Here is a 21,744-nt window from a genome sequence, read left to right as displayed (position 1 = left end):
GGCGACAAGAACCGGCCTGCTACAGTCCGCTCCGAAGAGTTTTCCCGACGGTGCGTCGGGAAAACTGCGATAGCGAGAGTTGGGCTTCGATGGTGAGTGGTTTTCCGGGCGTCGACGGGTTCCTCGGTACCAGGGCGTCGCTGGCGATGGACATGATGGTGCTGGTCATGGCGTTCGTCGTGGTGGTGCTGGCGTGGAGTGTGTACGCGGTCAGGAGCCGGCGGAAGTTCCGCTGGCACAAGGTGGCCCAGCTTCTGCTCGGGTCGGGGCTGCTGGTCGCGGTGGTGCTGTTCGAGGTCGACGTCCGGTTCAACGGGTGGCAGGATCGCGCGGCCGGGGTCGTCGGCGGGAGCGCGTCGGCGGCGGTGTGGACGGCGCTGATCGTGCACCTGGCGTGCGCGGTGTTCTCGGTGGCGCTGTGGCCGGTGGTGATCGTGCGGGCCGTGCGCGCCTTCGGGTCGCCGCCGGAGCCCGGCGCGCACAGCGCCTCGCATCGCCGCTGGGCGCCGATCGCCGCGATCGGGATGACGCTCACCGCGGTCACCAGCTGGGTGTTCTACATCCTGGCCTTCGCCGTCTGATCAGCGAGTCGGCAGCGCGGACAGATACGGCCCGACCAATTCGGTTGCCGCCGTGGCGGTCCGCTCGAGGTCCGCGCCGCTTTCGAGCAGGCGGGAGGCGGCGTGCACGATGCCGTCGATGAGGGCCGCGACGGTGGCGGGGTCGTCGGTGTCGAGGGCGCGCAGCGCGGTGATCAGCGGCGCGCGCAATCCCTCGTGCAGTTCCCGGCTGTAGGCGGCGATGTCGTCGTCGATGATCGCGGCGAGGACCCGGGCCAGGGCGTGCTCGCCACCGGCGACCAGGTCGAGATTGGCCCGCACGTAGGCCAGGACCGCCGCGGCCGGATCGGGGGCGGCGGCCATGGCCGCCGAGACCCGGTGGGCCCACTGGGGGAAGGTGTCGGCCAGCAGCTCGGCCAGCAGCTGGTCACGGGAAGCGAAGTATTGATACACGCTGGGACGCGCGAGTCCGGCGCGCGCGGCCACTTCGGTGAGCGTCGGCGGCCGGGACGGATCGGCCATCAGGATGGCGCGCGCGGCGTCGAGCAGGGCACGGCGTTGCGCTTCGCGGTGCTCGGCGAGTGTGGCGGCTTGAATCCTCGGCACCGGGCCTCCTCGGAATCGGCCTGGATCGGGCCGCCGGTGCTGTTCCGGCGGCCCGACGGGCGCGATAATCAGGCGACGATGGCCTTTTCGATGACGACGTCGGCCTTCGGGACATCCTGGTGCGGGCCGGCGTTGCCGGTTTCCACGGCGGCGATCTTGTCGACGACCTCGGTGCCCTCGGCGACCTTGCCGAAGACGGCGTAACCCCAACCCTGGCCCTGCGGGGCGGTGTGGTTGAGGAAGGCGTTGTCGGAGACGTTGATGAAGAACTGGGCGGTGGCCGAGTGCGGGTCGTTGGTGCGGGCCATCGCGACGGTGTACTTGTCGTTCTTGAGGCCGTTGGTGGCCTCGTTCTGGATCGGCGCCTGGGTGGGCTTCTGCTTCAGGCCGGGCTCGAAGCCGCCGCCCTGCACCATGAAACCGGGGATGACGCGGTGGAACACGGTGCCGTTGTAGTGGCCGGCGTTCACATAGTTCACGAAGTTGGCGACCGTGTTCGGCGCGGCCTGGTCGTCCAACTCGAGCACGATCTGTCCGTAGTTGGTTTCGAGATTCACCTTGGTCATGCCGTCGAGTCTAGGGAGGGGAGGGGTCGGGAGAAGACCGGGGTCCGCACGGGCGCGGACCGCTGCCGAAAAATCGCGGCCGGGTGCCCGTGGGCGGCACCCGGCGCGAATATTGCCTACGATGTGTATGGAACCCGCGTGCGAGTGCGAGACGCACGCGGGTTCTTTTATCGCATACCCAGGCAATTCACCGAATTCGAGGTGACCGCGCGGTCATTCGAATTCACCCCGGAATTATCAGGGGCCGACCGTGATCGGCACCGCCGGGGTGGTGGTGTTGGTGACCTTGTAGACGCCGGTCACCGTGCCCGTTGTCGCGCTGGTCGGGCAGCCGAAACCACCGGTCACCTTGATGGGGGCCGGGGAATTCGTGGCCTGGACCGTGGACGGGGTGCCGTTGGTCCAGGTGCCGGCCAGCGAGGCCGGGGCGGTGGGCGCGACGACCACCTTGCAGGAGGCCAGACCGCTGGTCTGGATCACCATGCCGCCAGTCGGGATGTTGATCGTCCCCGAGATCGGCGAGCCGTTCTGGCCCGTGATCGACCAGCTGCCGCTCGTCGTCACGGTCGCGCTGACGCCCCACATGCTGGTCGAGCAGCCGGTGAAGCTGGGCGCGCTGATCGGCACGGTGACCGGCCCACTCGGGTTGGTGTTCCCCGGCGCGGCGGGGACCGCGCCGGTCGCGGTGGAGGTGTTGCAGGTGATCGTGACGCCACCCGCGACGGCCTTGACCACACCCTGGTTGGTGGCCTGGACCGCGGCGCCCGCCGGGCTGACGGTCGTCGAGGCCTGCGCCGCGGCGGGGCCGATGCCCAGCGAGGCCGCGGCGATCGCACACCCGGCTGTCGCCACTGCGGTGCGTGCGAAGAAGTTGCTGTGGAACATGCGTACTCCTTGGTGAAATCGACATCTCCGGGATGTGAAGATGTCGTGTTCAAGAGTACGAAGGCCGTAATTCTGTAGCGCGTTATTCGCGCCTACCATTTCATTCGGGAACCTTCGCGTTTCGGCCTCCGGGAAATCGCTCCGGCTTTAAAATGCGGGACTGTAACCGTCTGTAACAGTTACTGCTTTTCTTAGTTATATGCACCCTGCACACTGGTAGCATCGAAAAACTCCTGTGCCGCACCCGCTCGTCGGTCGATCGTCCCGTCCGGACCTGGATCGATAGCGGATTCGCATAATGCCGAAACCTCCGGCCGTGCGGCGTGATCCCGATGCTCGGTGAAGTCGGCGCACGTCGCACGCTTAATGAAACGCTTGAACTTCACACCATAGCGTGCTCCATGTCCGACGGCATGGCGTGCGACCCCTCACAACCACCCTGGTGCGGATACCATGGCGAACCGTGCCAGACGCCGCAACAGCTGTTCTCACCAAGCCACCCGCCGAACCGGTGGCGTCCGCGAAGGACTACACGATCGCGCGATGGATCGCGCTCGTCGCCGGAATCCTCGGCGCCCTCTTCGCGGTGGCGACGCCATTCCTGCCGGTCACCCAGACGACCGCGCAGCTGAATTGGCCGCAGAACGGCAAGCTCGGCAATATCCAGGCACCGCTGATGTCGCAGGTGCCGATCGACCTGAACGCCACCATCCCGTGCTCGGCGGTCGCGACGCTGCCGGCACAGGGCGGCATGCTGCTGGCCACCGCGCCGCCGCAGGGCGACCGGGCCGCGCTCGAGGCGCTGTTCGTCCGCGTCTCCGACACCTCCGTCGACGTGGTCGACCGCAACGCGGTGGTCGCCTCGGCGGACCGCGCGGCGATGGACCAGTGCTCCGCGATCGTGATCAGCTCCGACCAGAACCGCACGACGGCGGTCTTCGAGGGCATGACCAAGGAGATCGAGCGGCCGATCCCCGGTCAGCCCGGTGCGGTCGAGACCGTCCAGGTGCCGGTGCAGGGCCAGCTCGCCGGTGACCTGCGGCCGCAGATCGTCGGCGTGTTCTCCGATCTGAAGGGCGCTGTCCCGCAGGGCCTGTCGCTGACCTCGACGATCGACTCCCGCTTCTCCTCCAGCCCGTCGGTCATCAAGCTGGTCGCGATCATCGCCGCTGTGCTGTGCACGCTGCTGGCGCTCGGTGCGCTGGCCAGGCTCGACGGCAGCGACGGGCGCGGGCACCGCCGGTTCCTGCCGAAGAACTGGCTGAAGCCGACCTGGGCCGACGGCGCGGTCATCGGCACGCTGCTGGTCTGGCATTTCGTCGGCGCCAACACCTCCGACGACGGCTACATCCTGTCGATGGTCCGGGTGGCGCCCGACGCGGGCTACATGGCCAACTACTTCCGCTGGTACGGCGTGCCCGAGGCGCCGTTCGGCTGGTACTACTACGTCATCCAGGTCTTCGCCGAGATCTCCACGGCGAGCCCGTGGGTGCGCCTGCCCGCGCTGCTGTGCGGCATCCTGTGCTGGATGGTCATCAGCCGCGAGGTGGTGCCCCGCCTCGGCAACGCGGTGAAGCGCTCGCAGGTGGCGCTGTGGACCGGCGGCCTGGTGTTCCTGGCGTTCTGGCTGCCGTTCGACAACGGCCTGCGCTCGGAGCCGATCGTCGCCCTCGGCGCGCTGCTCACCTGGGTCTCCATCGAGCGCGCCATCGCCACCGGCAGGCTGCTGCCCGCCGGGATCGCGGTGCTGATCGCGGCCTTCACCCTGGCCGCCGCCCCGACCGGCCTGATGTGTGTGGCCGCGCTGCTGGCGGGCATCCGGCCGCTGGTCCGGATCATCGTGCGCAGGCACCGGCAGTTCGGCACGCTGCCGCTGCTGGCCCCGATCGCGTCGGCCGGCCTGCTGGTGCTGGTCGTCGTCTACGGCGATCAGACCTTCGCCGGTATCCAGGAGGCCAACCGGGTGCGCCAGGCCACCGGCCCGAACCTGGCCTGGTACGAGGACTACCTGCGCTACTACTACATGTTCGTCGAGACCGTCGACGGCTCGCTGGCCCGGCGCTTCGCCTTCCTGGTGATGCTGCTGTGCCTGTTCACCACGCTGCTGGTGCTGCTGCGCCGCCGCCAGGTGCCCGGCATCGCGTCCGGTCCGACCTGGCGGCTGATGGGGATCGTCTTCGGCACCATCTTCTTCATGATGTTCAACCCGACGAAGTGGACCCACCACTTCGGCGCCTACGCGGGCATCGCGGGTTCGCTGGCGGCGGTGACGGCGGTCGCGGTCTCGCAGAGCGCGCTGCGCTCACGCAAGAACCGGGCGATCTTCCTGGCCGGGTTGCTGTTCGTGCTCGCGCTGTCGTTCTCGGGCATCAACGGCTACTGGTACGTGTCCAGCTACGGCGTGCCGTGGTTCGACAAGACCATCTCGCTGCGCGGGATCAACTCCAACACGGTGATGCTGATCCTGTTCGGCGTCGCGCTGGCGCTGGTCGGCTGGTACGCGCTGCGCGAGGACTACGTGAAACCGCAGCCGTCGGCGAAGACCGTGCGGGGCAGGCGGATCCGCAAGTTCGCCGCCATCCCGCTCACCGTCGTGGTCGGCCTGATGGTGCTGTTCGAGGTGCTCTCGCTGGTCAAGGGCGCCACCCAGCAGTACCCGGGGTACTCGCTGGCCCGCTCCAACATCGACGCGCTCGGCGGCAACGCCTGCGGCCTGGCCAACGACGTGCTCGTCGAAGCCGACCCGAACGGCGGCAGGCTCGACCCGATCGTCGATCCGGCCACGCCGCTCACCGACCCGAACGATCCGCTGGCCGGAACCGGCTCGGTCGGCTTCACCCCCAACGGTGTGCCGGGCGATCTGTCCGCCGACGCGGTCGAGGTGAAGCCGGGCACCGGCAACACCAGCAACCAGTCGGTGGGCGCGGCCTTCGCCGAGGGCGAGAGCGCGGGCACCGGCGGCGGTGAGGGCGCGCTCGGCGTCAACGGGTCGACCGTGGCCCTGCCGTTCGGGCTCGACCCGGCGCAGACCCCGATCCTGGGCTCCTACCAGGAGGGCGTGCAGCAGCCCGCGCGCCTGGAGTCGTCCTGGTACGGGCTGCCCGCCCGCTCCGACGACTCGCCGCTGATCGTGATCTCCGCGGCCGGTCGCATCGCCTCCAAGGACGACACCGGCGCCGACAAGTACGGCCAGTCGCTGCTCGTCGAGTACGGCACCCGGAACCCCGACGGCAGCGTCGCCACGCTGGGCAGCTACCTGCCGCGCGATATCGGCCCGTTCCCGTCCTGGCGCAACCTGCGCGTCCCGCTGGCCGACCTGCCCGCCGAGGCGAACGCGGTCCGCATCCTGGCCAACGACCCGATCCTGATCGGCGACCAGTGGCTGGCGTTCACCCCGCCCCGGGTGCCCGAGCTGCAGAAGCTGGACTCCTTCATCGGCCGTACCCAGCCGGTGCTGCTGGACTGGGCCGTCGGCCTGCAGTTCCCGTGCCAGCGGCCGTTCGCGCACAAGAACGGCGTCGCCGAGGTGCCGAACTACCGCATCCTGCCGGACCGCCCGCTGGCGATCTCCTCGACCGACACCTGGCAGGCCCAGGAGTTCGGCGGTCCGCTGGGCTTCTCGCAGATGCTGGCGGGCCGGGTCACCATCCCGACCTACCTGAAGGACGACTGGGCGCGGGACTGGGGCTCGCTGGAGCGCTACGACCAGTACCTCAAGGCCGAGCCCGCGAAGCTGACGACGGGCACCGAGACCCGCGACGGCCTGTGGACGCCGGGCCCGCTGCGCGTGTTCTGACCGACGCCGGAAAGTAGGAAGGCGCGGACCCACCTCGGTGGGTCCGCGCCTTCTGTCGTTGGCGGGGTAGCAGGAGTCAGACGTTGAGCATGCGACGGTTGAGGTCGCGACGTAATACCTCTTGCGAAGGCAATCTATCCAGCACCCGCATCACAGCCGGTCGTAGTTCCTTTTTCTCGTCGTCGCTGAGCAGCTCGACGAGATCTCGCAGATCCATGTCATCGAAGGCTCCTGTCATACCCATCAGGGTACGTGCTCAAACCAGCAGGCGGAGGCCATTCGGCAGGCATTTACAGGCGTTTCACGTACACGAAACGCTAACGGCCGCTACGATTTTCGCGCCGTACACACGTATACGCCCGGTCACTGCCCTTCCGCTGCCGGAGTCCCTACTGCGCCCGGATCGCCGGCTCCTTCGCCCGCCCCGACTGGTTCACGACCGTCACCGTGATGTCGGCGGGCGGCGCGGGCTGGTAGGGGGTGAAGCGCTCCAGTGCGCCCCAGTCCCGGCCGAGGTCGTGATCGAGATAGGTGGGGACAGTCTCGGCCTTCAGCAGCAATCCTGTCCACCCGAGCGGGCCGCCGCCGATGTCGTCCTGCCAGGCGTTGGACGCGTCGGAGCCGACCCGGTCGGGCAGGATCCGCCACTGCGGCGCCTCGGCGACGCCGTCGTGGTGGTCGAACGGGCGCTGACAGGGGAAGGCCAGGCCGACGTGCCAGTCCAGCAGCACCGGGTCGGTCTCGCCGACGACCGACTGCAGCGTGGCCAGCTTCGGCAGGCGCGGCGGCGTCACGGCCAGCCACTGCTTCTGGGTGATGTCGTTGTCGGCGGCGACCAGGCGCACCGCGTTCACGCCCGCGGGCAGCTGATCCAGCGGCACCCGCAGGTTGCGCCAGGACGGCGCGGGGCCGATGTCCATCGGCGCGATCGAGCCGGTCGCCGCGACGGTGCCGTCGGCGGCGTGCGTGCCGTATTCCAGGCGCAGATCCTGGCCGTAGTGCACGACGCCGTCGTTGTCGACGTAGCGGATGCGCCCGGCCGCGGTGACGATGAGCGCCTGGTAGGCCGGGTTGTCGCGGACGGCGTCGAGATCGAGGCGGTACCACTGCGAGGTCAGCTTGGCCTGCTGCTGCACACCGTCCTGATAGGAGCCCAGGACGGGCGTGCGCGCGGGATCGAGGCCGAACGGCAGGGCGACGGTGCTGCCGTTGATGCCGGATTCGGTGCTCGTCCCGCCGCCGGTGCCCGCGCCGGTGGTGTTGGTGGTCTTGTTCGCGGAGTCCTTGTCGACCGAGTTGGCCCCGCCGACCACGGTCTCGTCGGCGTCGGCGGTGAGGTCGGCGGCGACGCCGTTGGGGGTGAAGCCGGTCGATTCTGCGCTCAACCCGTCGGCGGGGGCGCCGGTGTAGGGGGTGAGCAGCGAGTCGGCGGTGTTCGTCTCCACCAGCACGTCGTTGGCGAGCCCGCAGGTGTCACCGGCCAGCGACTCGATATTCGACTTGGCGATGGAGTAGGCGGGGTACTGGGTGAGCGCACCCTTGGCCATCGAGGCCACCTCGAACAGCACCAGCAGCGCGGCCGCGATGGTCAGCGGCATGGTGGCGAAGCGGTCGAACCGGTTCGGCTTCGACGGTGTGCGGTACGGATCGCGCAGATGGAAGTACAGCGCGACCAGCAGCGCAAGCACGGCCAGCCCGAGGAACAGCGTCGAGATGCCCTTGCCCGCCACCAGCGGCGCCTTGTCCCAGAACGGCACGCCGTAGCTGGACACGTACCACCACCCGTTGGACCCGGTGAACGTCATCGCCAGCAGGAACAGCACCGCCGCGGTGAACAGCGCTCGGTTGCGTGGCGCGCGGATGCCGTTGGCGCCCACCGCGACCGCGGCCAGCGCGGCCAGCGATCCGGCCAGCCCGGCGTACACGCCGAAGTGATGGGTCCACTTGGTCGGCGTCCACATCATCAGCAGCAGCGCCCCGAAGACGATGCCGAGGATGCGCACCGACGGCCCGCGCGAGGTACCCGGGATGCGGCCCTTGCGCAGCACCTGCAGGACGCACACGAGCAAGCACAGCAGCATCACCAGCACGCCGAACCGCCGCGCCAGCGAGCCGTCGGGGGAGAGCATGAACAGCGAGTCCCAGCGGGTGCGCTCGTCGAACCAGGCGACATTGGGGCCGACCAGGGTGCGGACCCGGGTGGCCTCCATGACGGTGGCCATGGTCTGGTCGGCGAAGACCACGATGAGGACCAGGGTGCCCGCCGCCAGGCCGGGCGCGAGCAGCGCGGCGTAGCCGAAGAACTTGGTGCCCTTGGCGCGCTTGATGATGACCTGCATGACCGGCCTGGTCCCCGCGATCAGCGCGGCGATGCAGATCAAGCCGGTCGGACCGGCGGCCAGCGAGAAGGCGGCCACCAGGATCGCCAGCGCCGCGGGCAGCAGCCGGGCGGTGGCGATGGCGCGCTCGATCAGGCACCAGGTGAGCAGCGCGCCCGCCGCGATCAGCGGCTCGGGGCGCAGGCCATTGTCGTAGGGCAGCCAGAACGCCAGGAACACCAGCCCGGCCGTCCACAGCGCCACCTTGTCGCGGCGCACCCGGGCGCCCAAGCGGGGCAGCACTTCCCGGCTGATCACCGCCCAGCACACCAGGCCCGCGGCGAGGGCGGGCAGCCGCATCCAGGGGCTGGCGTCGGAGATCTTGGTCATCCAGGCCAGCAGCTCGTAGGACCAGCCGAACGGTGCCTCGGGGACGCCGAACCAGCGGTAGTAGTTGGCCATGTAGCCCGACGGGCCGGAGGCGCGGGCCATGTTCAGGATGTAGCCGTCGTCGGAGGTGTTGGCGCCGATGACATGCCAGCCGAGCAGCGTCACCACCACGACGACGTCGGTCGGCGTGATCCGCCACCAGTGCCGCGGCAGGAACCGGCGCGCGCGGCGCCCGTCGGCGGTGTCGAGCAGGTGCAGCGCGATCAGCGCGAGGACGGTGAAGACCGCGGCGGCGATCATCGTCACCAGCTTCAGCGTGGTCGGCGTCGAGGTGAAGCGGGAATCGATGTCGGCGTGCAGCCGGGCGCCGGTGAGCGCGGCGGCGTCGAGATCGGTGAAGACGCCGACGATCTGGGGCCGCTTGTCGACGGTGACGGTGTTGCGGAACGGGCTGCCGTCCTGGCGCGTCACCCCGGTGAACTCGACCGTGGTGGCCGCGATGGTGGAGGTGATGGTGATCCGCTCGCAGTTCGCGATCTCGGCGACCGGTGCCGACAGCATCGGCACATCGCGCGCCTGCACACCGAGCACGCCGTCACGCACGGCGACGGTGAGGCCCCGCGAGGTCTGGCCGGAGGCCGCCGGGACGGTGCTGACCAACGTGGTGGTCCCGGTCTCGGGGAGATCGCGCAGCATGGCGCACGGCAGCTGTGCGTCGAGCTGCTGCGGCACATACGACACGAGCGGTGCCTCGACGCTGGTCGCGCCCGGCTGTGGCCAGTCCAGGCTCGCGCGGTCCTGGCGCACCGGCAGCAGTGGCGTCAGCAGGGCAAGCACGAAACCGAGGAGCCCACAGACGAGGGCGACCATGCGGTATCGGGTGAACGCTCGTTCGGATCGCAGCACGGGGGTTGATGCTAGCCATCGAACCTGTGCGCGACTCGGCGCCGCGGCACAACGGGTGCTCAGCCCGTCCGGCGGTTGCTCCAATCGAGCTGGGTGCGGGCCCAATCGGGGATTTCGGCGGCGGGGCGCGGGTAGGCGTCGAACTCGGCGCGCAGGTCGTCCTCGGAGACCTCGGGCATCCAGTCCGCGACGGTGCCGGTGGCGAAGGTGGCCTTGTAGCGGGTGGGCCCGGCGATGAAGATCTCGGCGCTGAGCCAGGTGCCGACGGCTGGGTCGTAGGACATCCGCTTGTGATCGATCAGGTACTCGAGCACCTCGGCGGGCGGCACCATGTTGGTGACCGATCCGTCGCGCTCCTTGACCTGCACGCCGGCCACGGCCTGCTCGCCGACCTGCAGTGACCACAGCAGCGCGAACTTCTGGCCCGGCGCGAGCATCGCGATCGCGGCGTCGACCACCGTCTGCTCGATCGCGCCGAGCGTGGCCAGCTCTTCCCGCGGCGCCGGTTCAGGTTCCTGACGGTGCGGGCGGGTGAGCAGGAGATCGATTCGCTCGGGTCTGCTGAGCGTCATAGCTATACCTCTGCATCCGTACCGATCAGCACTACCAAAACTGATTTCGGTCGGCCGAACATCCAACATTTCGCAGCGTACCCGCACCGCGACACGAACCGTGCGGTTTGTTGACACTGACCGGACATATTGTGGTCTATCGCGCTCCCGCATACCAGTAGCTACCGGGTGTCGATCAACACAACAGTTGGTTGTGTGCTCCTGACCAGGGCCTTCAGGCCGCCGCGGCGCGCAGCGCGAACCAGCCGTCGAGAGGGTCCGCGAATCCGTGATAGACGAGCGGTATGCGCTGATCGATCCCGAAGTACTGGTAGACCGCCGCCATCGTCTGGCGCACCGAATGCGCCTGGAAGTCGTCGATGCGGCGGGGGCCGATGCGGTGCTCGGGCAGCATCTCCAGCCGGACCAGCTCGGCCGGATCGTCCACGTCCAGGCCCCACGGCTCCGGTTCCTCGATCAGGTGATCGTGCAGGACGGTGCGCGCGGTCGGCGGATCGTGCCGCGGGCCCGCGAAGGCGACGCGCTCGAGATGGGCGAGCCCGCGGGTGTTCAGCGGCGTGCGGACGGCTTCGATCAGCTCGATCAGTTCGGTGTCGGGTTTCGGTTCCGGTCTTCGTCCCGCGACCGGCGCCTGTTCGAGCAGGTGCAGCACCTGCCCGCCGCGGACCAGGGGCTCGGGCACCACGAAGACGCTGATGCTCGGGCAGGAGCAGTTCAGGCCGGTGAGGCACACCCTCGTGTGCAACGGATCGGACATAAGTCCTCCTCCGGTAGCGGGTCGCCGAGACCCGTGACGTGCAGGATCGAAGATTCCAACGCCATCCGCCGTGGTGCTCGCCCACCGGCGGCGACCGTGCCGCACCCGTCAGTGTAGTGCTGTCGAGCGGCCTCGACAGGGGGATGCGGCACGGAACGGACACGATCCGCCGGGCCGGTCACGGCGGTGTGGACTCGGTGTAGCGGCGCGCCAGGGTGCGCAGGTGGGCCACCAGTTCGGGCGGGCCGTCGACGCGGAAATCCATCATCAGCATGCTCAGGTAGATCGCGATCGTCTCCATCGCGTCCGCGCCGGTGTGCAGCAGGCAGGTGTGCGCGTCGACCGGTTCCACCACCCCGACGGCCGGGTTGATCCGGGCGATGACGGTCTCGGCGGGCGCGAGCACGGTGACGCGGGCGTGCACCCGCCAGCCGGTGGTCGCGATGTGGCGCATGACGAAGGCGACCAGGTCGTCGTCGGGCAGCCTGCGCGGGGCGAACACCCGGCCGCTCGCGGTGGCGGTGGTGATCCGCGCGGCCGGAATCGCTTCCCAGGCGTGGCCGCGCATGCTGTAGGCGACCAGGTACCAGCGGCGCTGCCAGTTGATCAGCCGGTAGGGCTCCAGTTCGACGCCGTCGTCCACGGTGACCGCGGTGGTGCGCCGGACCGCGTCGGCCAGGGTGGTGAGGATGCCCGCGGCGACCGGGGCGTCGGGTTCGCGCGAGCCGGTGGTGGCCGGGCCGATCTCGGTGGCGTCGTGCAGTGCGGAGACCTTGCGCTGCAATCGTTTCGGGAGGATCTGCTCGATCTTGCGCAGCGCCCTGGTGAGCTGGTCGCCCAGGTCGGAGACGGCGAGCGCGCCGTCGGCGGCCACGGCGATGGACAGCGCGACGGCCACCGCCTCGTCGTCGTCGAGCAGCAGCGGCGGCATGGTGGCGCCGCGGCCGAGCCGGTAGCCGCCGATCGCGCCGCGTTCGGCGTGCACGGGGTAGCCGAGTTCGCGCAGTCGCGAGATGTCGTTGCGGACAGTGCGTTCGGTGATCTCGAGGCGGTCGGCGAGCTCGCGTCCGGTGTAGGCGCGGTCCTGGAGCAGGGCGAGCAGCCGCAGGACGCGGGGTGTCGTCGCGGCCATGTCCCACCTCGTCGAAAGTCGTGCGGAAATTAGGAAAGAAACGAGCCTAATAGGTTTCTAGGCTGGAGTCATCACCGAGAAGGAAGGCTCCATCATGAACAGCACCGCAGCCCTCGAGACCGTCTGGCGCGACGTGGTCGCCACCTCCTACGCGGCCCTGCGCGATGTCGTCGCCGGCGTCGGCGCGGACCAGTGGGACCTGCCGACGCCGTGCTCGGAATGGACCGTCACCCAGGTCGTCCAGCACGCGGCGGGCGACCAGCTCGCCTACGCTGCCGCGCTCGGGGTCGGCCCCGGCCCGAGCTACAACCCCTTCGACCCCTCCGGGATCATCGACGGGTCCGCCGCCGCCCTGGTCGAGGCGGCCGTCGAGCAGACCGCCGCCGCCTGGTCCACCGTCGCCGACGACACCGCGACCGTCCCCACCCCGCTCCCGCACGGCGATCTGCCCACCCCGGTCGCCGCCACACTGGCCGCGCTCGACGCCGCCGTCCACGCCTGGGACATCGCCGTCGCCACCGGCCAGCCGTCCCCCCTCACCGCCGACCTGGCCACCCACCTGCTGACCGCGGCGCGCACCGTCCACCCGGCCCCCGGCAGCGGCACCGACGCCGAGATCGTCGAACCCCTGCGCCAGTGGGGTGCCTACGCCCCGGTCGTCGTCACCACGTCGACAGGCCCGATCGACGACCTCCTGCACTACCTCGGCCGCACCGCGGCCTGAGCTCGGTCGCTCGGAGAACCCGGGCCCGCCGAGGCGCACGGCGGGTCGTGGTCCTCAGCGGCGGACGGTGATCAGGGTGAAGGGGCCGATGTCGGTGGTGGTGAAGGCGGGGTCGGTGAAGAGGGTCTTCGGGAAAGCGACCGTGTAGCGCTTGACGTTCGGGTCGTTGGGGTAGACGTCTTCGGCGAGGCGCAGGGTGTAGGTGTCGCCGTCGCGGCGGAAGAGGAAGGCGTCGGGGGCGCGCCAGGGAGCGGTGGCCATGGCGTCGAGGAGGGCGGGGGACGAGTCGAGCTTGCTCCAGGCGGCGATGGTGGCGGCGCGGGCCTTGAAGTCCGACAGCGGGTTCGCGTAGTGCGAGGTGAGGGCCTGGAAGCCGAAGTAGGGGTAGAAGGCCAGGAAGCTGGTGTCGGCGGTGAGGACGACGGATTCGTCCCTGGGACGGCCGGTCTGGGCCAGCAGGGCTTCGTCCACCGCGTGGTAGTAGGCCACGGCCGAGGGCTTGCGCTTGTCGGCCCGCTCGCCGAAAGTGCCGTCGGCGTTGGGTGTCTCGGTGGGCACGGTATCGGTGTAGGCGGTGTCGATCTCGTGGGTGAGCACGGTCGGGATGTGCTGCGCGAAGGCCAGCGCGCCCAGCACGGCGAGTACCCCGGCCGCGACCCGCACCGGCGCCTGCTCGTGCAGCCCCCGGTAGATCACCCCGGCGAGCTCGACGAACCCGAAGACGCCCGCCGCGGCGAGCACCGCGAGCAGCACCGGCTCCAGCCGGAACGACAGCAGCGTCGTCCCCGCCGCGGTCGCCGCCATCGACAGCAGCGTCCACAGGTAGATCGCCAGCACGCCGAGCCCCAGCGCCTGCGCCCGCCGCGACGAACCGGCCCGCAGCACCAGCCACAGCGTCCCGAGCAGGCACAGCGCACCACGCAGCGAGAACTCCAGCATGGGGAACGCCAGCTCGGCGCCCGACTGGGGCAGATAGTGGAAGGCGTTGCCGGACGGCAGTTTCGCCCCCGACAGCATCTTCAGCAGGTAGGGCGCCCACACGACCAGCGCGAGCAGCCCGGCGATCGCGCCCATGGCGACCAGCTTGGTCAGCGGCGCGATCGCCGCCCGCCACGGCGCCGGACCGCCGACCGCGCGCGGACCGCCGACCCGGGGACGCAGGTCTGCGCGCCGGGTGTACACCGCGACACCCGCCGCCACCACGGCCATCAGCACCACGGTGAACGCCGCGATCGCCAGGTACAGCGTGTAGAAACAGGCGGCCACCCCGAGGAACAGCCCGGTGCCGAGGACCGCGCCCCAGCCACCCGACGACCGGTGCAGCGCACCCCAGGCCAGCACCAGCACCGGCGGGATGAACACCACCAGCACGGCCCCGTACGCCTCGGGCGAGGCGTAGGCCAGCGTCATCGCGGTCACTGCGGCCGCGGCACCCACCGCGAGATCGGCGCGCACCAACTGGGTCCACAGCACCAGGGCCACCGCCGCGGCGATCGCGAGCAGCCCGATCGCGTACGGCTTGAACACTTCCCAGCCGTCCATGCCGAGCACGTTGCCCACCCGGCCGCCGAGCCAGAACCAGCCGGCCGGATAGAACGGCGGGATGTCCACATAGGTCATGTCCCGCAGCGCGGCGCTGTCGGTGAGCCGGGTGAGGTACTCGGTGCGGAACTCCTGATCCACCGAGACGCCGAACAGGTACAGCTTCGTCGCGGCCAGCGGCATGCCGAGCGTGACGGTGACGAAGCCCGAAATACCGATCCAGGACGCCAGTTTCGCCACCACCGGCCACTTGCGCAGCCGGATCAGCAGCACCGCGACGACCAGCAGCGCGAGGGCGGCGAACTGACCGACGGTGGTCAGCGCCTTGGTCACGTTGGAGGAGTTGAAGGCGGGCCACTGCACCGCCGAGAACGCGAAGAGCCCGACCACGGCGACCACCAGCGCCACCGCGGCGGCCCCGGCGGCCTCGCCGACCCCCGCCCCGATCCTGCGCAGCGGCCGCACCTCGTCGTTGGTCGTCATCGGCGCGCTGCCCTCCGGCTCGGTGTCGGCTCTCACGGTCCGGGTCAGCCTAGTGGAGCCGGTGCCGACCGGCGGAGGCCGAAGCGTCCGGTCGCTCCGCACGGGTTCCCGCCTGCGGAAACGCGAACTGCCGCACCGTCACAGGACGATGCGGCAGTGCGCGACAGCGGTCGATCAGATCGGCAGCTTGCGGAAGATCGGGCGCGGCACGTGGCGCAGCGCCGACATCAGGAAGCGGGCCTCGCCGGGTGCCCAGACGATCTCGGTGCCCTTCTCGGAGGCGGCGACGGCGAGCCGGGCCACGTCCTCGGGATCGACGGTGAGCGGGGCTTCCTTGGAGCCGGTGGCCTCCCAGTGCGCCTTCGTCGCCGAGGTGCGCACCTGCATCGGCCGCACCACGGTGACGCGCGGACCGTGCGGCCGCAGCGCCTCGCCGAGGCCGAGGTAGAAGCCGTCCAGGCCGGCCTTGGTGGAGCCGTAGACGAAGTTCGAGCGACGCACGCGCTCACCGGCCACCGAGGACATCACGATGAACCGGCCGTGGCCCTGCGCCTTGAACTTGTCGCCGACCAGCACGCCCACCGAGACACCGGCGGTGTAGTTGATGCCGACGGTCATGACCGCCTTGCGCTGGTTCTGCCACAGCTCCTCGGCGTCGCCGAGCACACCGAACGCCACGATCGCGACGTCGACGTCACCCGCGGCGAACGCCTGGTCGACGACCTTCGGGTGCGACTCGGTGTCGAGCGCGTCGAAGTCGATGACGTCGACCTGGGTCGCGCCCGCCGCCTTCACCGTGGCGACCGCGCCCTCGAGCAGCGGATCGCCGGGCAGGTTGGCCAGCACGACCCGGGCCGGGCTCTTGCGCAGGTATTCGGCGACGATCGCGAGACCGATCTCGGAGGTGCCGCCGAACAGCAGGATGGTCTGCGGGTTGCCAACTGCGTTGATCACTGGAGCTCCAGCCTCCTGGCCATATCGGACATGAACACGCCGGTCGGGTCGACGCTGCGGCGGACCTTGATCCACTCGTCGATCCGCGGGTACATCTTGTGGAACGACTCGGCGCTGGTCCGCGAGTCCTTGGCGGTGTAGAGCCGCCCGCCGAACTCGAGCACCCGCCGGTCCAGATCGCTGACGAACTCGTTGAGCCCGCGCGAGATCGGGAAGTCGACGCAGATGTTCCAGCCCTCCATGGGGAAGCTCAACGGTGCCTGGTTACCCGGACCGAACAGCTTGAACACATTGAGGAAGGAATAGAAGCCGGAGCCCTGGATGTCGATGATGATCCGCTTGAACTCCTCGACCGACTCCGGCGGCACCACGAACTGGTACTGCAGGAAGCCGTTGGAGCCGTAGCCGCGGTTCCACTCACCCAGCATGTCGAGCGGGTGGTAGAACTGCGTCAGATTCTGGACCTTGCCCCGGTAGGTGCCCGACTTGCGGTACCAGACCTCGCCGATCGGGCCGAAGGTGTACTTGTTGGCCAGGCCGTTGGGGAACACGTCCGGCAGCGTGAAGAAGGTCTTGCCGTTGAACCGCAGCGGGTCCTTCTGCAGCTTCTTCGGCAGCTGGTCGAGCTTGGCCAGGTTGCCGCGCGAGATGGCGGCGCGGCCCAGCTTGGGCAGCGGGCTGATGGCGTCGAACCAGGCCGAGCTGTACTCGTAGTCGCCCTCGGAGCCGTCGCTGTGGAAGGCGATGGTCTCGTCGAGGGTGGCGGTGACATCGCCGTCGGCGATGAAGTACGCCGTCTCGGTCGGCGTCATCTCGATGGTCGCGCGCAGGATGATGCCGGTCAGGCCGCAGCCGCCGATGGTCGCCCAGAACAGCTCGGGGTCGGACTCGGCGGTGATCGTGCGGACAACGCCGTCGGCGGTCAGCAGATCCATCGAGCGCACGTGGTTGCCGAAGCTGCCAGCGCTGTGATGGTTCTTGCCGTGGATATCGGAACCGATCGCGCCACCGATGGTGACCTGCCTGGTACCGGGTAGGACGGGCACCCAGAGGCCGAACGGCAGCGCCGCCTTCATCAGCTGATCGAGATCGACACCGCCGTCGACGTCGACCAGACGGGTCGCGGCGTCGATGCGGTGGATCTTGTTCAGCGCGGGCATGTCGATCACGAGGCCGCCCGCGTTCTGCGAGTTGTCCCCGTAGGAGCGGCCGAGGCCACGCGCGATCACGCCGCGTCGCAGGTGCGCCGGCTTGGAGTCGTTGTCCTCGGCGACCATGCTCACGGCCTTGACGATCAACTCGGGATCGCTGGTCGAGAGCACTTCGGCGGAGGTGGGTGCGGTGCGACCCCATCCGGTGAGCTTGCGAGTGCGCGTAGGCAGCGCAAACGCCTCGCCGGTGGCGGTCGGAATGTTCTCGGACATCGGCTAAGAGGCTACATGCATGGCGGGACACGCGGCCGGTCTCGTAGTCTTCCTCACGTGCAAGCCCAACCGCATCTGCCGCTTCCCGCCGAGATTCCGCTGGTCGACGAGCCTGGTGGAACCGACGTAGACCTGAAGACGCAGATCGTGCGGTTCACGCTGACCGGCGGCCTCTCGGCGATCGTCGACTACGGCATCTACAGCCTGCTGCTGAACCTGCTCGGCCTGCCGGTGAGCCTGGCCAAGGCGGTCAGCTTCGTCTGCGGAACCACCACCGCGTACCTGATCAACCGGCGCTGGACGTTCAAGGCCGAGCCGAGCAGGGCGCGCTTCATCGCGGTCGTCGTGCTCTACGCGGTGACCTTCGCCGTGCAGGTCGGCATCAACGCGGCGCTGTACTTCGCGCTGCCCGGCGAGTGGTGGCGGCAGCCGCTGGCGTTCGTCGTCGCGCAGGGCACCGCCACCGTCATCAACTTCGTCGTGCAGCGCGCGGTGATCTTCAAGATCAAGTAGTCAGCTGGCCTTGGCGGCGGCGGGCGCGGGCTGCTTGCCCGCCTTGACGCCGAAGTAGTCCCCGCCCTTGGCCCTGACGTTGTCGGTGCCCCACTCCCGCCGATCCCGCGCGACGGGCACCATCTGCGGAATGTGCTTGCGGCAGTGGATGTAGGCCTCTTCCACATCGACGACGACCCACACCTGCGACGCCCTGCCCCGCTCCGGCGCGGGCAGATCGTCGACGGACTCGCGTAGCTCACTGTCGGCAACCATGCGGGCCTTGCCGTTGATGTGCAGCCCGATCAGGTCGCGCACGAAGTCGATCATCAAGATCCCGACGTGCGGGTTCTCGAGGATGTTGCCGAGGCTGGCCATTACTCCGTTACCTCGATACTCGGGGTACGCAATCGTGCGTTCGTCGATCACGTGCAGGAACCCCGGTGTTCCCGCCCGGAAACTGGCGTCGCATTCGCCGTGCGCGTCGGCGGTGGAGATGAAGGCCATGTCCATCCGTGCGACGAATTCGACCATCGACGGGTTCAGGTAGTCGATCACCTGGTCGTCGTAGAAACGTTCGGCCCTTTCGGTCGTGCCCAACGTGTCCTGAAGCTCGTGCTCTCCGTCGCTGCCGACGTGTTTCTCGGGCATCGGGGCCCCCTCTGCTAGCCGAACCGGGTGATGCGGGTTTCGCGCTGAAACCCCCGCTTGTGACCGCAATCTCACCCAGTGTAGGGGACTATCACAAGCCGTGGGGCGAGTCCATTGTTGCGAATGGTACGAAAGTCCTGTTTGCGCAAGGGTTTCCCGAGGTAGACCGATCAGACCGGTTCTACCCGCACCGGCACCCCGTTGAACACCGCGGTGCCGGAGATCACGTCGACCACCGAATCATCGGTCAGCACATTGGCGTTCACGCCGGCGTGCGCGCTTGCCACCGATTGGGTGGTGCTCGCGCCGTGTCCCCAGCCGTGCGGCAAACTCACGACGCCGGGCATGATCGTCGGCGTCTGCTCGACCTGGACGGTCAGCGAGCCCGCCGCCGAGCTGATCGCGGCCTGCTCGCCGAGGCCGAGCCTGGTCGCGTCGTCCGGGTGGATCTGCAGGGTGCAGCGGTTCGACCCGCCGACCAGGCCGGCGATGTTGTGCATCCAGCTGTTGTTGGAGCGCAGCTGCCTGCGCCCGATCAGCACCATCTCCGGCGCGCGCGCCGTCAGCCCGGCCCGCAGTCGCGGCACATCGTCGAGCAGCTGTCGCGGCGCCAGGTCGACGTGGCCGGACGCCGTGCGCAGGACACCGGGCAAGCGCGGCCGCAGCGGGCCGAGGTCGAGGCCGTGCGGGTTGTCGAGCAGGGTGCGCAGGCTCAGCTCGCCGCCGTTCCAGGCGCCGTAGGGGCCGAGCTTGAGCATCAGGTCGATGCGCTGTTCGGTGGTGTCGACGCCCTCCAGCTCGTCGCGCCGGTCGCTCATCCCCGCCTTGTGCAGCATGCCCGCGATGACGAGTTCGTCGACGACGGCGATCGGGCTCGCCGCGCCGGTGCCGTCGTGCGGCTGCCCGCTGACGGCGGCGGCCAGCCGGGCGATGACCGCCGATTCGGACGGGCGCCCGTCGAGCGGGACCAGCGGCGGCGAGTAGCGCGCGTAGTTGCGCACCGCGAACTGCAGCAGCGCGAAGTCGTAGTGCGGCGACTGCACCGAGCGCGGCGGCGGCAGGATCACCGACGCGTGCCGGGTCGTCTCGTTGACGTACCGGTCCACGCTGACCATGAAGTCGAGCCCGGCCAGCCCTCGGTCCAGCCGGGCGCCGCTCGGGGCGGACAGCACCGGGTTGCCCGCGACCGTGACCAGCGCCTTGATCTGTCCCTGACCCGGCGTTTCGATCTCGTCGGCCAGGGTGGCGACGGGCAGTTCGCCCATCGTCTCGGGCAGTCCGCGCACCCGGCTGGTCCAGCGACCGGGGCGGAACGGCTTGCTGCGCGCGATGCCGCCCGCCGCGGCGGTGGCGAACATGGCGCCGCCGGGGGCGTCGAGATTGCCGGTGAGCGCGTTGAGCGCGTCGACCAGCCACTGGGTGAGGGTGCCGAACTCGGCGGTGCAGGTGCCGATCCTGGCGTAGACGGCGGCGGTCGGCGCGGCGGCGAGGTCGCGGGCCAGCGCGCGGATGGCGTCGGCGGGGATGCCGGTGCGCTCGACCACCGCGTCCGGGCCGAACTCCGCGGCCGCGGCGCGCAGTTCGTCGAAGCCGTCGACCTCGATCCGCAGGTCGACCAGGTTCTCGGCGAACAGCGTGTGGATCACCGCGAAGAGCAGGTACGCGTCGGCGCCGGGCCGGATGAACAGGTGTTCGTCGGCGAGGTCGGCGGTCCTGGTCGCCCTGGGGTCGACGACGACCAGCTTGCCGCCGCGCGCCCGCAGCGCCTTCAACCGGCCGGGGAAGTCCGGCGCGGTGCACAGCGAGCCGTTGGATTCGAGCGGGTTCGCGCCGAGCATCAGCAGGAAGTCGGTGCGGTCCAGGTCGGGGACCGGCACCGTCAGCGGGTCGCCGAACATGAGGCCTGCGGCGACCTGCTTGGGCATCTGATCGGCGGTACTCGCGGTGTAGATGTGGCGGGTGCTCAGCGCGCGGATCAGCGGGGGCAGATACAGCGCCCCCGCGACGGTGTGCGCGTTGGGATTGCCCAGGTAGATCCCGGTCGCGCCGCTGCCGTGCGCGGCGCTCACCGCGGCGAACCCGGTCGCGATCAGGTCGAAGGCCTCGTCCCAGCTCGCGGGGCGGAACGTGTCGCCATCGCGGACGAGCGGGGTGGTGACCAGGTCGGGGTCGTCGTCGAGTTTGCCGAAGCTGGCGCCCTTCGGGCAGAGGAAGCCCTTGCTGAACGGGTCGTCGCGGTCGCCGCGGACCGAGAGCACCCGGTCGGCCTCGTCGAGGGTGATGGTCAGGCCGCAGACGGCCTCACACAGCGGACAGGTGCGCAGCAGCGTTCGCGGAGCCATGACTCCATCCTTACGCCGTCCGGTGCGCCCGGGTCCGGAAACGCCGAAAACCCGCTACCGCGACGTCGGGGAGGCGTCGCGGTAGCGGGTCTGCGGTGCTGTGCTGCCTCAGCTGGCCAGGGTCAGCGCGGGCGTGGTGGTCAGCGTGGCGCGCTTGCGGCTCGCGGCGGCGCGCACGGCGGCACCGAGGGCGACGACCGGCGGCACCCAGCGGGCCTCGGACGGGGCGACGCCCCAGGCGGCGGAGCCGGCGGCGAGCTGGGTCGGGGGCAGCGGGATGCTGGCACCGTCGGTGTGCACGACGACGCCTGCCTCGCGCATGGCCTCGATCGCCATGGCGGCCTTGCGGATGCCGGTGACCAGGTGGATCTCGCGACGCTCCTGGCCCGGGATCTCGATCACGGGGCCGGACAGGTTGTTGGCGCGCAGGAAGCGGCGGACCTCGCCCGCCATCTCACCGGTGACCTCGATGGCCGAGATGTCATCGTCGGTGATCAAGCACAGGCCGTTGGCCGTTTCGGCAACCGTCCAGCCCCGCGCGGCGTACTCCTGCGCGGCGGCACCCTTCTCGGTGCCCGTGGTGGTGGTCGGAAACGTCGTGCGCACTGTGTTCTCCATTCCCCGAAGAGCTCTGTTCCTGCGTT

The 21,744-nt window shown here is 69.6% G+C and carries 18 protein-coding genes; 4 read left to right on the top strand and 14 right to left on the bottom strand.

Features of this window, described 5'->3' with window-relative positions:
• Nucleotides 1-92 precede the first annotated feature (92 nt).
• Nucleotides 93-581, top strand: coding sequence for a DUF420 domain-containing protein (locus ACFYWJ_RS04685; RefSeq protein ID WP_355283655.1), 489 nt, complete (start codon nucleotides 93-95; stop codon nucleotides 579-581).
• Here the strand turns inward: ACFYWJ_RS04685 and ACFYWJ_RS04680 are convergent, their stop codons facing one another.
• From ACFYWJ_RS04680 to ACFYWJ_RS04670, 3 genes are all read right to left on the bottom strand, one after another.
• The gene (locus ACFYWJ_RS04680; protein WP_355283657.1) at nucleotides 582-1,166 is read right to left on the bottom strand and encodes a helix-turn-helix domain-containing protein; all 585 of its coding nucleotides are present in this window, start codon (nucleotides 1,164-1,166) and stop codon (nucleotides 582-584) included.
• A gap of 68 nt (nucleotides 1,167-1,234) precedes the next feature.
• On the bottom strand, nucleotides 1,235-1,732 hold the full coding sequence (locus ACFYWJ_RS04675) for a peptidylprolyl isomerase (RefSeq protein WP_355283659.1): 498 nt from the start codon (nucleotides 1,730-1,732) through the stop codon (nucleotides 1,235-1,237).
• 237 nt (nucleotides 1,733-1,969) lie between these two features.
• Nucleotides 1,970-2,617: a hypothetical protein gene (locus ACFYWJ_RS04670; RefSeq protein WP_355283661.1), complete on the bottom strand. Its 648-nt coding sequence runs from the start codon at nucleotides 2,615-2,617 to the stop codon at nucleotides 1,970-1,972.
• Nucleotides 2,618-3,080: 463 nt separating this feature from the next.
• On the opposite strand from ACFYWJ_RS04670, the gene ACFYWJ_RS04665 reads away from it, so the two are divergent.
• Complete coding sequence (locus ACFYWJ_RS04665) at nucleotides 3,081-6,413, top strand: arabinosyltransferase domain-containing protein (protein ID WP_387160840.1); 3,333 nt, start codon at nucleotides 3,081-3,083, stop codon at nucleotides 6,411-6,413.
• A gap of 76 nt (nucleotides 6,414-6,489) precedes the next feature.
• Here the strand turns inward: ACFYWJ_RS04665 and ACFYWJ_RS04660 are convergent, their stop codons facing one another.
• From ACFYWJ_RS04660 to ACFYWJ_RS04640, 5 genes are all read right to left on the bottom strand, one after another.
• Nucleotides 6,490-6,651, bottom strand: coding sequence for a hypothetical protein (locus ACFYWJ_RS04660; RefSeq protein ID WP_218721237.1), 162 nt, complete (start codon nucleotides 6,649-6,651; stop codon nucleotides 6,490-6,492).
• Between the two features lie 151 nt (nucleotides 6,652-6,802).
• Nucleotides 6,803-9,991, bottom strand: a complete 3,189-nt coding sequence (locus tag ACFYWJ_RS04655; RefSeq protein ID WP_355284808.1) for an arabinosyltransferase domain-containing protein — start codon at nucleotides 9,989-9,991, stop codon at nucleotides 6,803-6,805.
• 95 nt (nucleotides 9,992-10,086) lie between these two features.
• Complete coding sequence (locus tag ACFYWJ_RS04650) at nucleotides 10,087-10,599, bottom strand: hypothetical protein (protein ID WP_355284803.1); 513 nt, start codon at nucleotides 10,597-10,599, stop codon at nucleotides 10,087-10,089.
• 214 nt (nucleotides 10,600-10,813) lie between these two features.
• Nucleotides 10,814-11,356, bottom strand: a complete 543-nt coding sequence (locus ACFYWJ_RS04645) for a hypothetical protein (RefSeq protein ID WP_355284800.1) — start codon at nucleotides 11,354-11,356, stop codon at nucleotides 10,814-10,816.
• Nucleotides 11,357-11,534: 178 nt separating this feature from the next.
• Nucleotides 11,535-12,488, bottom strand: coding sequence for a WYL domain-containing protein (locus tag ACFYWJ_RS04640; protein ID WP_355284797.1), 954 nt, complete (start codon nucleotides 12,486-12,488; stop codon nucleotides 11,535-11,537).
• 94 nt (nucleotides 12,489-12,582) lie between these two features.
• Here ACFYWJ_RS04640 and ACFYWJ_RS04635 point away from each other — a divergent pair, with 94 nt between their 5' ends.
• On the top strand, nucleotides 12,583-13,212 hold the full coding sequence (locus ACFYWJ_RS04635; RefSeq protein WP_355284794.1) for a TIGR03086 family metal-binding protein: 630 nt from the start codon (nucleotides 12,583-12,585) through the stop codon (nucleotides 13,210-13,212).
• 54 nt (nucleotides 13,213-13,266) lie between these two features.
• On the opposite strand, the gene ACFYWJ_RS04630 is transcribed toward ACFYWJ_RS04635, so the two are convergent.
• The 3 genes from ACFYWJ_RS04630 to ACFYWJ_RS04620 all read right to left on the bottom strand — a co-directional run bounded on the left by ACFYWJ_RS04630 (nucleotide 13,267) and on the right by ACFYWJ_RS04620 (nucleotide 17,615).
• A complete protein-coding gene (locus tag ACFYWJ_RS04630) occupies nucleotides 13,267-15,237 on the bottom strand; it encodes an arabinofuranosyltransferase (protein ID WP_355284806.1) in 1,971 nt (656 codons plus the stop codon).
• A 174-nt stretch (nucleotides 15,238-15,411) separates the two neighbouring features.
• Nucleotides 15,412-16,191, bottom strand: coding sequence for a decaprenylphospho-beta-D-erythro-pentofuranosid-2-ulose 2-reductase (locus tag ACFYWJ_RS04625; RefSeq protein WP_355284792.1), 780 nt, complete (start codon nucleotides 16,189-16,191; stop codon nucleotides 15,412-15,414).
• Nucleotides 16,188-17,615, bottom strand: a complete 1,428-nt coding sequence (locus tag ACFYWJ_RS04620; protein WP_355284789.1) for an FAD-binding oxidoreductase — start codon at nucleotides 17,613-17,615, stop codon at nucleotides 16,188-16,190. The genes ACFYWJ_RS04625 and ACFYWJ_RS04620 overlap by 4 nt, the downstream gene beginning before the upstream one ends.
• 15 nt (nucleotides 17,616-17,630) lie before the next feature.
• Between ACFYWJ_RS04620 and ACFYWJ_RS04615 the strand changes: the two genes are divergently transcribed.
• The gene (locus ACFYWJ_RS04615; RefSeq protein WP_357345813.1) at nucleotides 17,631-18,128 is read left to right on the top strand and encodes a GtrA family protein; all 498 of its coding nucleotides are present in this window, start codon (nucleotides 17,631-17,633) and stop codon (nucleotides 18,126-18,128) included.
• On the opposite strand, the gene ACFYWJ_RS04610 is transcribed toward ACFYWJ_RS04615, so the two are convergent.
• The 3 genes from ACFYWJ_RS04610 to ACFYWJ_RS04600 form a co-directional block, all read right to left on the bottom strand.
• Nucleotides 18,129-18,758 carry a pyridoxamine 5'-phosphate oxidase family protein gene (locus ACFYWJ_RS04610; protein ID WP_355284783.1) on the bottom strand — a complete coding sequence of 210 codons (630 nt, stop codon included), beginning with the start codon at nucleotides 18,756-18,758 and terminating at the stop codon, nucleotides 18,129-18,131.
• 170 nt (nucleotides 18,759-18,928) lie between these two features.
• Complete coding sequence (locus ACFYWJ_RS04605; protein ID WP_355284781.1) at nucleotides 18,929-21,100, bottom strand: molybdopterin oxidoreductase family protein; 2,172 nt, start codon at nucleotides 21,098-21,100, stop codon at nucleotides 18,929-18,931.
• Nucleotides 21,101-21,208: 108 nt separating this feature from the next.
• Nucleotides 21,209-21,718: a hypothetical protein gene (locus ACFYWJ_RS04600; RefSeq protein WP_355284779.1), complete on the bottom strand. Its 510-nt coding sequence runs from the start codon at nucleotides 21,716-21,718 to the stop codon at nucleotides 21,209-21,211.
• Nucleotides 21,719-21,744 lie beyond the last annotated feature (26 nt).

This window comes from Nocardia sp. NPDC003269, assembly GCF_042888005.1.
GTDB lineage: Bacteria > Actinomycetota > Actinomycetes > Mycobacteriales > Mycobacteriaceae > Nocardia.
This window is presented reverse-complemented; position numbering and strand designations above follow the sequence as displayed.